Origin of the sequence: Syntrophaceticus schinkii, from assembly GCF_000946815.1 — a bacterium.
GTDB classification, from domain to species: domain Bacteria; phylum Bacillota; class DSM-12270; order Thermacetogeniales; family Thermacetogeniaceae; genus Syntrophaceticus; species Syntrophaceticus schinkii.
Genome location: NZ_CDRZ01000260.1, coordinates 1 through 10140, shown reverse-complemented (window position 1 = coordinate 10140; position 10140 = coordinate 1). Strand labels below are relative to the sequence as shown.

Annotated in this window: 19 protein-coding genes and 1 pseudogene; 12 read left to right on the top strand and 8 right to left on the bottom strand. The window is 40.5% G+C overall.

Going from position 1 to position 10140, the window contains the following annotated elements; all coding sequences use genetic code 11:
• Positions 1 to 101: 101 nt before the first annotated feature.
• Together SSCH_RS12280 and SSCH_RS12275 are read left to right on the top strand one after the other, a co-directional pair.
• Positions 102 to 455 carry a transposase gene (locus tag SSCH_RS12280; protein WP_156972267.1) on the top strand — a complete coding sequence of 118 codons (354 nt, stop codon included), beginning with the start codon at positions 102 to 104 and terminating at the stop codon, positions 453 to 455.
• The gene (locus SSCH_RS12275; protein WP_044665715.1) at positions 452 to 1111 is read left to right on the top strand and encodes an IS1634 family transposase; all 660 of its coding nucleotides are present in this window, start codon (positions 452 to 454) and stop codon (positions 1109 to 1111) included. Before SSCH_RS12280 ends, SSCH_RS12275 begins: the two co-directional genes overlap by 4 nt.
• A gap of 141 nt (positions 1112 to 1252) precedes the next feature.
• Here the strand turns inward: SSCH_RS12275 and SSCH_RS12270 are convergent, their stop codons facing one another.
• Both SSCH_RS12270 and SSCH_RS12265 read right to left on the bottom strand, forming a co-directional pair.
• Positions 1253 to 1504 (bottom strand): hypothetical protein, encoded by a 252-nt coding sequence (locus SSCH_RS12270; RefSeq protein WP_052835622.1) that lies wholly within the window; start codon positions 1502 to 1504, stop codon positions 1253 to 1255.
• Positions 1501 to 1830 carry a PadR family transcriptional regulator gene (locus SSCH_RS12265; protein ID WP_198142443.1) on the bottom strand — a complete coding sequence of 110 codons (330 nt, stop codon included), beginning with the start codon at positions 1828 to 1830 and terminating at the stop codon, positions 1501 to 1503. The genes SSCH_RS12270 and SSCH_RS12265 overlap by 4 nt, the downstream gene beginning before the upstream one ends.
• Positions 1831 to 2887: 1057 nt before the next feature.
• On the opposite strand from SSCH_RS12265, the pseudogene SSCH_RS18390 reads away from it, so the two are divergent.
• The 3 genes and pseudogenes from SSCH_RS18390 to SSCH_RS12255 form a co-directional block, all read left to right on the top strand.
• Positions 2888 to 3067: pseudogene (locus SSCH_RS18390) on the top strand (trimethylamine methyltransferase family protein); the annotation flags it as partial.
• Between the two features lie 174 nt (positions 3068 to 3241).
• Positions 3242 to 3502 carry a type II toxin-antitoxin system Phd/YefM family antitoxin gene (locus tag SSCH_RS12260; protein ID WP_044665713.1) on the top strand — a complete coding sequence of 87 codons (261 nt, stop codon included), beginning with the start codon at positions 3242 to 3244 and terminating at the stop codon, positions 3500 to 3502.
• Positions 3495 to 3809: a type II toxin-antitoxin system RelE/ParE family toxin gene (locus SSCH_RS12255; protein ID WP_044665712.1), complete on the top strand. Its 315-nt coding sequence runs from the start codon at positions 3495 to 3497 to the stop codon at positions 3807 to 3809. Before SSCH_RS12260 ends, SSCH_RS12255 begins: the two co-directional genes overlap by 8 nt.
• A 129-nt stretch (positions 3810 to 3938) precedes the next feature.
• Here SSCH_RS12255 and SSCH_RS22035 read toward each other — a convergent pair whose 3' ends face one another.
• Complete coding sequence (locus tag SSCH_RS22035; RefSeq protein ID WP_408645736.1) at positions 3939 to 4049, bottom strand: hypothetical protein; 111 nt, start codon at positions 4047 to 4049, stop codon at positions 3939 to 3941.
• A gap of 21 nt (positions 4050 to 4070) precedes the next feature.
• Between SSCH_RS22035 and SSCH_RS19480 the strand changes: the two genes are divergently transcribed.
• Positions 4071 to 4229, top strand: coding sequence for a hypothetical protein (locus SSCH_RS19480; protein ID WP_198142441.1), 159 nt, complete (start codon positions 4071 to 4073; stop codon positions 4227 to 4229).
• A gap of 82 nt (positions 4230 to 4311) precedes the next feature.
• On the opposite strand, the gene SSCH_RS12250 is transcribed toward SSCH_RS19480, so the two are convergent.
• The 3 genes from SSCH_RS12250 to SSCH_RS18385 all read right to left on the bottom strand — a co-directional run bounded on the left by SSCH_RS12250 (position 4312) and on the right by SSCH_RS18385 (position 6257).
• Positions 4312 to 5388 carry a HigA family addiction module antitoxin gene (locus SSCH_RS12250; protein WP_044665711.1) on the bottom strand — a complete coding sequence of 359 codons (1077 nt, stop codon included), beginning with the start codon at positions 5386 to 5388 and terminating at the stop codon, positions 4312 to 4314.
• Entirely contained in the window at positions 5369 to 5626 is a 258-nt protein-coding gene (locus SSCH_RS12245; protein ID WP_232294439.1) for a hypothetical protein, read from the bottom strand. The genes SSCH_RS12250 and SSCH_RS12245 overlap by 20 nt, the downstream gene beginning before the upstream one ends.
• A gap of 448 nt (positions 5627 to 6074) precedes the next feature.
• Complete coding sequence (locus tag SSCH_RS18385) at positions 6075 to 6257, bottom strand: hypothetical protein (RefSeq protein ID WP_156972265.1); 183 nt, start codon at positions 6255 to 6257, stop codon at positions 6075 to 6077.
• On the opposite strand from SSCH_RS18385, the gene SSCH_RS18380 reads away from it, so the two are divergent.
• The 4 genes from SSCH_RS18380 to SSCH_RS12225 all read left to right on the top strand — a co-directional run bounded on the left by SSCH_RS18380 (position 6247) and on the right by SSCH_RS12225 (position 8039).
• Entirely contained in the window at positions 6247 to 6414 is a 168-nt protein-coding gene (locus SSCH_RS18380) for a hypothetical protein (protein WP_156972264.1), read from the top strand. The genes SSCH_RS18385 and SSCH_RS18380 overlap by 11 nt on opposite strands.
• 320 nt (positions 6415 to 6734) lie before the next feature.
• A complete protein-coding gene (locus SSCH_RS12240) occupies positions 6735 to 6980 on the top strand; it encodes a ribbon-helix-helix domain-containing protein (protein ID WP_232294436.1) in 246 nt (81 codons plus the stop codon).
• Positions 6970 to 7308: a type II toxin-antitoxin system PemK/MazF family toxin gene (locus SSCH_RS12235; RefSeq protein WP_044665708.1), complete on the top strand. Its 339-nt coding sequence runs from the start codon at positions 6970 to 6972 to the stop codon at positions 7306 to 7308. Before SSCH_RS12240 ends, SSCH_RS12235 begins: the two co-directional genes overlap by 11 nt.
• A gap of 371 nt (positions 7309 to 7679) precedes the next feature.
• Positions 7680 to 8039: a magnesium chelatase subunit ChlI family protein gene (locus SSCH_RS12225; RefSeq protein ID WP_084711154.1), complete on the top strand. Its 360-nt coding sequence runs from the start codon at positions 7680 to 7682 to the stop codon at positions 8037 to 8039.
• Here SSCH_RS12225 and SSCH_RS12220 read toward each other — a convergent pair.
• Entirely contained in the window at positions 8027 to 8317 is a 291-nt protein-coding gene (locus SSCH_RS12220) for a type II toxin-antitoxin system RelE family toxin (RefSeq protein ID WP_044665705.1), read from the bottom strand. The genes SSCH_RS12225 and SSCH_RS12220 overlap by 13 nt on opposite strands.
• The gene (locus SSCH_RS12215; RefSeq protein ID WP_044665704.1) at positions 8289 to 8507 is read right to left on the bottom strand and encodes a hypothetical protein; all 219 of its coding nucleotides are present in this window, start codon (positions 8505 to 8507) and stop codon (positions 8289 to 8291) included. The genes SSCH_RS12220 and SSCH_RS12215 overlap by 29 nt, the downstream gene beginning before the upstream one ends.
• Positions 8508 to 9186: 679 nt before the next feature.
• On the opposite strand from SSCH_RS12215, the gene SSCH_RS12210 reads away from it, so the two are divergent.
• The gene (locus SSCH_RS12210; protein ID WP_044665703.1) at positions 9187 to 9426 is read left to right on the top strand and encodes a metal-dependent hydrolase; all 240 of its coding nucleotides are present in this window, start codon (positions 9187 to 9189) and stop codon (positions 9424 to 9426) included.
• A 380-nt stretch (positions 9427 to 9806) separates the two neighbouring features.
• The gene (locus SSCH_RS12205) at positions 9807 to 10052 is read left to right on the top strand and encodes a hypothetical protein (protein WP_044665702.1); all 246 of its coding nucleotides are present in this window, start codon (positions 9807 to 9809) and stop codon (positions 10050 to 10052) included.
• Positions 10053 to 10140 lie beyond the last annotated feature (88 nt).

Genomic DNA, 10140 nt, shown 5'->3' with positions numbered 1-10140 from the left:
TTCTAAAAAACTCATTGAAATCAAGCTTTGAAGGCCTATAATAAAGGCTTCACCCCAACTTTTGCCGAATTATAAGGTAAATCAAACCAAATAAAACAAAAGTGGAAAGGGATGAAGCTACCTTGTATATTCGACAACAGTGCCTGATTTCCTTCGAAGATGCATTAAAAATGCAACCTGAAACTAGACTGGAAAAGATTTTTAGCACCCTTGATTTGAATCCAATAATATCCAGGCTACCCAGAAAACATAATGGACCTCGAGGATACAATGCTAAATACAAATTAAAAGCATTAATAGCTGCAAAGATAGAGCAAATACCGACAATGGCTGCATTGGTCAGAAGACTAAAAAATGACCCTGTATTTCGATACATATGTGGATTTGGCGTAATTGCAAGCGTACCAAGTGAAGCAACTATGAGCAGATTTTTAAGAGAACTAACAAGCTGTTGAGTAAAAAATACCATTTCACTTTAGGAGTTCCTACGCACATAAAGTGGGTTAGAGAAGAGATCGATAAACATCGAGAGGAAATTGACAGCCCACTCGGTTTCCGCCAAGTCGGGGATAGCGTAGTGTATGTACACAGCCAACTCTATCACTGGCCAGGAAGTCGACGCCGACTCTACCTGCACCTCTATTTTGATCCGAATAAACAGGCGGATGATCGTGTAAAATTTGATCTTTATATTGCGCAACTGATGGACGAATTGAAGAATGAAAAACACGTGGAAGACCATGAGCCGCATTACACACAATTCTTCCACTGCAAGAAGACACCAAAGAGAGGTCTACAGGTTGAAATGGATTGGGAAGCCATAACCGCAGCAAGAAACGAATATGTCGGTTATCAGGCCATTCTCTCAACAAGGATTAAAGACACGTTGCAGGCGTTACAAATATACAGAGAAAAGGACGTTGTGGAAAAATGCTTCTCTGACTTGAAGAATCAACTCGACATGAAACGCCTTCGCGTGCACCGGTCTCCGATGATGAAAGGTCGTCTCTTCATACAATTCATCGCTATGATTATTCTGTCCCAACCCAAATACGAAACGTCCTACGAGAGCAAAAAGAGCTTGCCTCATACACAGCAAGATGTCTTTTAAAAGAAATGGAGTCGCTGACGACCATCCATTATAGCGGCACGTATAAAGATAAACATAGCGAGGTCACCAAGCGGCAGAGAGAGATTCTTGCAGCCTTCAATTTGCAATTGGAATGAACCTAGTTATAATTTGACAGGGAATTCAGGTAACTATAAATATTACCGAACCAAAGATCAAGAAACGATTTAAAACAGATCCAAGCAAAACATCACGAATTTTTTTATCCATATTAATAATCCCCTCCACTAAATTTAAAAATCTTGCATCCATTGCATTGATACATACATCAATTACCTCTTTAATAGAAAGATTCCTGTTTTCCAAAATATATAAAAATTCATCTCCATAGCGTTGTCTCCACTTTTTAGGATACAAATGAATAAGCCACTTCATATTAGACCTAACCTCTTAAATCCTATCTTGGTAACAGTTTCGATTTCCTTTAATTTTTCTTGTAGATACTCTCTTCCTTCAGAAGTAATCTGATAAGGCTTTCTTCTACCTTCTGAAGGAATAGCCTCAATGAATTTTAATTTCTCCATGCGACTAATAGCACCATATAAGGTCCCAGGTCCAATTCTAATGTCATATGAATCTTCAATATCTTCCATAATCGCATAACCATGTTTGTTCCCCTCAGCTAAACTAATTAAGATAAACAATGTTGGTTCAGAAAATCGATCAGTTGAACTCACAAGCCTTTTGTCATCTCCTTTCAATTATTACACCAAACGTTATAACGTCTAACGTAATAGTAAACCATAAAAAAATTTGTGTCAAGTAGTTTTGCACTTTCCATACTATTATCCGATTTATGTTGATGCAATCATTACCTCATGATAATGACTTTCCCCCACGATAATCCGAATACTTAAAATTTCTACCCCTTTTATAAACCTTAAATGAAGCGCTGGGTGGGATTTTCTACGATGAATAAATTACTGTAGCTATGATAGGCCGGCTTGTTCACCACAGACACCTACTGATCTTTGACGGTCAGGTTCACAGGCAGCGCGATTCGTTAATGAGACAACCTTAAAAATTCATCGCTGTCTAGCAAGCATCGGGGAGAAAACCCCCTCCCTTCGCAAAGGTACCGGTTACCCCCCCGAAGTATGTTTTTCTGTGTTGTAAATAGTATGATAAAATGATAATATTTAACTTAAACTTTACCAGAATAAGGGGCAGGGAGGGGTAATATTGTTAAAAAAGAAGAGGGTCTGGTATCCCGGAGCGGTTTATCTAAGGAAAGCAAGGGGACGTTCTTTTTGCTCCCTTCTTGTAGTTTTTATCCTTCTTTTTTAATACCTCAGTGAGGGGATAGATATTGACCCGTGGGTTGCAATACTTCCTCCAGTATGTTTCTCGTCACGGTTGTAATACATACCTGGACGCAAGGGAGAGGGGTTCTCATTTGTTTGAGGGATATGGAGAAGAGAGGATGTTCTGAACGACTTATGAGAAAATCACAAAGATTCAATTCCCCGAGAGTGACTGTCACCAGAAAAAATCGGGTGGGGTAATATCCCTACCCGATGTATGTTTTGCTGGATCGGGCGCTTCTTCTGATTTGCCTTCTACTTTATCTGCGTATCCTGCACCAGAAGGTTTCAAAAATTCAACTGATGGTGCCTGGCACCTTATTGCCGCATGGCCGTAGCAGTTATGGCCACTCCATGCCCTGTTCGTCGACCTCTTTGTAGTTGAAATGAGTGAACAGGGGAGTTAAAGAGGCCATTTCTTTTTCTATATTGCGCCTTCTATCAGGCAGGTTTTAAGACTGCTATGGGAGCAATGTTTGCTACCTTGTCCGGTATAGATATTATTTTCGGAGCTGGCACTTTAGACAGTTATTTGGCTTCAAGTAATGAAAAGCTGGCCATCGATGGACAGATGTTGGGTTATATGAACCGCCTACAGGACGGAATAAAAGTCAATGAAGAAACATTGATTTAGGAATAGAGAAAGAAGTTTAAAGCACTGTTATAACAATGAAGAATGCACGGTTATATCAGCAAAAGCATAAAGTTTAAAGCTGAAGGGGACATCCTACCATCAAAGCATATCTTATTGTTGCCTTGATAATATCATGATATAATAATGATAAGCAAAGTCTAAAGGGAGGTTGCCATGATTAATATTAGGCCTGTTTCTGATTTAAGAAATAAATTTCCTGAAATTGAGAAACTTGTTATTGAAAGCAGCGAGCCTGTTTTCTTAACCAAAAACGGTTATGGTTCTATGGTTCTTTTAAGCATCGAACAGTATGCCGTTCTAACAGACAGCTTGGAATTGAAGCTTGATGAAGCTGATAAAGCTGCCCAGTTAAGTGATACTCGCTACACCGGCAAGGAGGTTTTTACCAGAGTAAAGAAGCGCATCAATGAGTAAGAAAGAATACAAACTGCAAGTTTTGCCTCTTTTTGAGGAAGATTTAAATGAAATCATAGACTATATTACTTTCAAACTTAAAAATCCAACTGCTGCCAATGATCTAGTTGATGCTATAGAAGCTGCCATTTATAACCGGCTACCTAATGCTGAATCTTTTGAACCTTATAAATCTGTAAAGGAACGTGAATATCCTTACTACCGCATACGGATCAAAAACTTCACCGTTTTTTATGTTGTCATCGATGATGTAATGGAAGTGCGCCGTATTCTTTACAATCGCCGGGACTTAACAAAGCTTTTATAATCTCTACCTGCTGCCCATTAGGATGAATATGGAGATATTTTAAAAGAAGGTGAAAAAGCTCTAAACTATATGCTTGCTCAATTTGAAAAGGTTGGGAACGACGATTTGCGCGGTCAAATTATGATTAGATTATGCAAGCAGATTTTGGGCAATAGAGGAACAACGTAGCCGGGCATGTGTATCAGACCCAATCCCTAAGTTGTAATCCGGTTGGGGTATGTTCATTTCATCAAAGAAAATATCTGAAAGCTCACGGTTATAATGCTGTCCAGTGTGAATGATGATCTCCTGATGTTCTTTGCGGAGTTATCTAGAAACAAGCGCCGCTTTGATGAACTGCGGCCTGGCACCTTTGATGTGGATAACATCTTCATTAAGACCAATCCTTGGGGAACATCATGCCCGACTAGGAAAAATTAACAAAGAAGATGGACGGCGCGGTTGCCACTTCGCTTTCGTTAAATCGGCTGTGGCCTGGGACGGGATACTATTTCACTGCTAATCAATATCCTATTTCAAAAGGTGGCCTTAAATCACTATAATTAGCATAATCAATGAGATTATCATGAAGTAATCTGCCGACCAGTATACACGGCGCTATTCCAATACTATAGGCGTATTTCCTAATTACACTTTTGTCCTTATAGTCAAATTCCCTTATAAATTTCCGGTATTGCCCGTCGGGAATTAAATAGCCGCCGGCCTTTTCGTCCGCCTCATCCTCATACCCGTTATCTTCATAGCTAACACAAGATATTTTTCGGTAGTGGTTAATAAGGTGTGCCAGTTCATGGAAAAAAGTAAACCAAAATATATCGGCCCGCTTTCCCCTTACACTTAACGCTAGGATAGGATTATCCCTGCGCCAAAAAGTCGCACCGCATATATATGTCTTAGGTAGCGATGGGACTAATACCAGAGCCACACCACACTCCGCGCATAATTTTTGCACCTTTGGAAGAAACTCTTCAGGGCTTTTTAATGTTAGCTCCCTAAATTTAGGTATATACTTTTTTAGTTTGGTGCGGTTAAATTTTTTAACCTTCACTACAAGCCCGTCAATTTCGGCCTTCCTTAACCACGCCATTACCCCTAGATCGGAAATCCCCTTAATTTGTTTATGTTTTCTAAGCATGGCATTCATGGTCTTCGGCACAGCTTTTAAACTTGCCACCCCGAAAAAACCCCTTAGGTTATTAATCCTCTCTTGGCGATTATCTGTTGCCGGCACCCAGCCGAAATCACTCATGCTTTTATAGGGTACACCTTTAAGGATTTCTAAATCAGCTTCCAGGTCTGCCTCCCTTTTTAACCTTGCCTTGGTCAACTGATAATTCGTTTCTAAGTTCATCCAAAACTGCGCCTTAGGTCCAAGCACTGTTTCCAGTTTTAAAGCGGTTTCATAGGTGATGGGATCGTTACCATTTATGACATTGCTCAGATGCTTGGTGGTTATTCCAAGCCTTAGGGCTAGTTCTTTTTGGTTCATACCCAAATACTTCATATTCTCCCTAATTGTTTTCCCAGGCGGAATAGCAACAGCAGGCATAAACTTGGCATTATCTTTTTTGTTTACCATGGTAATCCGTCACCTCCTCAATCCGTATAATATTAATACTTTCCAAATCAAAAATATCGACACCTTCTTGTAAAATAGGCCTAAAAACAAGTCTATAGGGGTGGACTAAATCTACAGCAAACTCATCTGCCCTAGCCCCTTTCAACCTATGTAATCTGGCGGCGGGAATGTGCTTAATGTCCAATAAGCTAGTTGCGGCCGCTAGCTCGCCTACTCTTTGTGTTAGCATATTTCCCATTCTCGAACCAAAATCAAGCTGTGCCCTTTGGGGGTTTTCGCACTGTTTTTTGATTCTGTTCTTAAATCTCAATTTCATTATATAGTATCATTCCCTAATGGGCAATTTATATTAACCTAATAGGTTAATTATTTCGGCATACCAGCCCTTTCCAATTAAATGATATCTGCTGCAGCTGTAATAGTTAGATCCTATTGAAGATGCATTACCTAGGATGTCTCTAATATTAACGGCAAGCGCATCTGCAAGTAAATAGCTTCACAGTGGTCAACAGTACCTGAATCCGTATTAATAACCAGATGTATCCAAATATCCTAATCACATTTACCCTACTGCTTTTTTATCCGCTAATTACCCGGAAAATGAGTAACATTAACCACCACCCTGTTTCCGATAGGATGTTTTGAAATCCGTATCTTGTTTATAATACAGTCTTATTTGTCTTGTTTCAGCATCTTATAGGGTACAGCTGTTGGACTACCAGGTAAAGAAATTCATCCAGGTTAGTTTTGACCTGATTGATCACTGTTTCCAACCACTTGTTGGCGGCCAAACGGACATGTCTATAGTGTCCGTTACCCACGATGTTGCCCGTAGGAATAGCAGGAGGTGTGGTTTCTTTGCTTAGCAAGATAAAATCTATATTTATTGATAAGAGAGGCCTTACGCTTATTGAACCCGGGCTGTGGATTGCATTAGTAATGCTGGCCATGGGCGGAGCAGGCTACTCTTTAGCTAAAGCGATGACGGGGTGTTCGTTAATATTGAATCTGCAGTTAATGAGATAGGCATTTCTAACCCTAAGCCTAGCAAGCTCGGGGAGAAAAGCGCCCCCTCGCAACGGTACTAGCAAGCTCGGGGGAAAAAGAGCCCCCCTCGCAAAGGTACCGTTTACCCAATGTCATCAAGCTAATATGTAATAAATTACAAGCATCGCTTATGATTTGGATTATATTTACCCATCACTTTTCTGCGTTTCGTCTTCAATACGTTCTCATAAAAACTATTCAGCTCAACTTGTAACGATTAAGTTGGATGGCATATGATACATGGTAAGATTGACAGTCATCCTCATGGTATGATATTCTTATGCCAGGAGGTGACCACTATGAACGCGAAAGTAACGGTTAGTCTTCACCCTTCTTTACTAGCTTTGCTTGATAGGTTTGCGCGGAAATGGGGAACAACAAGAAGCGGTGCGTTAGCTGAATTATTGCGACAGGTAGAACAAGAAGAGATCGAGAGAGAAATGGAAGAAGGCTATGTTGCCCTTTCGGAGACTAGCAAAGGCGAAGTTGAAGCTTTTATGCCAGCGCAGCAAGAGGTGGTGAATAGCGATTATCATGAACATTAAACGTGGTGATGTATTTCTTGTGAATTTCAATCCTGCGCGGGGAAGTGAGCAAGCGGGCTGCAGACCATCCGTTGTTATTCAAAATAATGTAGGCAACAGCCATGGTAGTACGACGATTATAGCTGCTATAACAACTACAGTTAACAAAATCTATCCGTTTATGGTTCGTTTAAGCATAGGTGAAAGCGGTTTAGATAAAGAGAGTGCAGTTAATTTGGCGCAGATCCTTACCATAGATAAGACAAGACTGGTGAATAAGCTTGGCTGTCTCTCTGATGAGAGAATGGATGAAGTGGATAAGGCAATAAAATTAAGTTTAGACTTGTAGTTGAAAGTTTTAGGACCTGAGAGAAGCAAGAAAGGCGAGAGTTATGTTGCATAACTCTCGCCTTTTAATGTGAACAATAGTAAAATATGGGGGTGAGTTTGTGTATTTCAAAAGCAAAGAGCACCAGGAATTTTTTAAAAGTCTAATTATGCGAACAGGACAGGGGAATGATGTTGAATACTCTGCAGCTTTATATGTGTTGGCTGCCATCGGAAAGGAAGTAAGCAAGTATGTCCTGTTAGGCGAAATAAAATTCCCTGCACTTTTCCGGATAGCGAATAGCAAGCTCGGGGGAAAAAGAGCCCCCCTCGCAAGGGTACCGTTTACCACCCGCATTTTGTCGAATACCAACGAACGGAATAATGTGAAATATGGCCAGCGATGCGCAGTGGTTGCTACTTAACGTAGTTCACCTGGCCTTTTTTGTTTCGCTTTCCAACGCTAAACTTGTTTTCCGCGGCGGAGTTCCAGTAGATTTTATTGAATTAACAGAAGATAAAAAAGGAATACCTTCAAGGGAATTAAGGGAAAGGGTAGAAGCGGCAAGAAAAATACAGAGGTTAAGGTATAAAAATATTAATGGCATCAGCTGCAATGCACAAATGACTTCAGATTTTATCAAGGAATATTGCGAGCTGGAAAATGACTCCAAAGCACTGCTCAGAAAAGCCTATGATATTGTTATTGCACTAACTGAATGTCGGGTTACGTTACACTTTCATGATAAGTGATCATAAATATTAACCCGAGGCCCAATGACCAAAATTGTGACAATAAAACAATCATCATTGATCTGGTATACTGCACGATAATTTCCGATGCGTAAACGGAAGAGACCTGTTAATTTACCGGAAAGCTTTTTGGTGCCTACTGAATGATAGGGATCAACTTTTAAATGTTCGAGTTTATCAAGTATTCGACTGGTTGTTGTTTTATCAAGGCGGGATAAATACTTAGCTGCTCTGTTTGACAGGCGGAGTTTATAGGTTTTGGGATTTTCTGAACTCATCGAAATCAACCCATTCTCCGCGGGCTACTTCTCGCAGAGCGGCTCTAATATCAGCTATCTCTTCTTCACTAAATTCATCCTTATTATCCAAAATCCCTTCGGCAATAAGACTGCGAAAGAACTCAATTTTTTCTGTTGCCGTAAACTTTTTGATTTCCTCAATTACTTTCTTAACACGGGAGACGGCCATTAAATTGCCTCCTTTTAGTGTCTAAATTTTTGTTTCGTTTTAATAATTTCTGTCCTTTGCAGTTTATTATACTGGATAATGTAAACGAATGGTAGGGCGGTTTGGTGTACCACCTGCATTGGGTTTTTACCGGTTACCACCCGCATTTTGTCGAATGTGTAATCAAATCCGATATCATAAAAAAACCAGACAACAGGTAAATGTAAGTTTCTTTCCGGGACAGGTCTAGGAAGATCGGTTTAAACTGTGGGAGAAGATCACAAGAACCGTCCCCGCGATCTACAGTAGCAAGCTCGGGGGAAAAAGCACCTCCCCTCGCAACGGTACCAGTTACCACCCGCATTTTCTCGAATACCAGCTAACGGGATAATAAGAGCCTTTATGCCGTTAGAGTTACCCATGTACTTACTGTGAAGTGCTGTAGGGGTAATGTAAGCGTTAATATAACATCCCTTGCAAGCAGGTGTGGGGTTTAGTTTTTGTTATTGTTCATGTTGAGGATGTGGGGCGTGGCGAGTTAACCGTCAATTAATACTGCCGTTAGCATCGAATCGGGAAGAGCATACTCTAGCAGGAGAATTTCAGGTTGCTGGTGAAAATTAAGTCTAACATGCAGGCCGGAGATGTTGCTGCAGCTTCTCGGCCGTATTTATAACAGAGCGAAAGGAGTGAAAACAGTTTGACCGGCAAAACTCATGCTGCTGCGGGAGCCTTTATTGGAGCAGTTATAGGCCAGTTGACAGGATCGCCGCTTGAAGAGTTCTTCCTAGGTATGTTTGCGGGGCTTTTGCCTGATATAGATCATCCCCCGGGCATCCCCCGGGCATCCTTCGATGAAGCAGAATTTTCTGCCTTTAGGCATGGGGAGTATGTCAAAAATACCAGCACCCAGGCCTATAATACTGGGACCCACAGTTGACATCTACCTCAACACCTGAAACGACACCAGGCCTTCATCGGCCAAGCCTCTTCCAGATACAATTTGTATCCCTGTTCTATCAGATAGAGCAGGGGTTTTTTATTTTATTACATCCCTTACATATGTTATATATATACAAGACCTGGTATAATAGATAATTACAACCAAAAGCTAAAATCCAGCTGTAGTGCATACTTATTAAAACTGCATTTTCAGCAGTTTACAAACAGCAGCACCTACCAGCCGGATATAACATAAAGTTGTTCGCTTGTAAGTATTTTATTGTTATTTAAAAAAACAAACTTAAAAAAACCAGAAAGGATGATGAACAGTTATGCCAAAGAAGAAAAAAAAGAATACTAACCGCACTGGCAGCTGTAATGTTTATTGGTCTATTATTTATTACATTAAGGTATGCCCCACTGCAAGCTGAATGCAAACTCACAAACGATAAAAAACCCGACAAAAATATTACATTACAAAGCAGTGAATCCGAAGACGCTTCAGATATTATGGAGCTAAAACCAGAAACCAGAACCAGCAGAGACCAAACAAAAAGAGCCTTGAAAAAGAAAGAAGCCGCTTCAAGAAAACAAAAGAAACCGAAAAAGTACTGCAAACAGTAACACGCCAGCAACAAACAGTACTAAGACACCAGAAAACAAGCAGCAATACCGGCAACCAAAAAACAAAAACACCGTCACCGCCACCAAC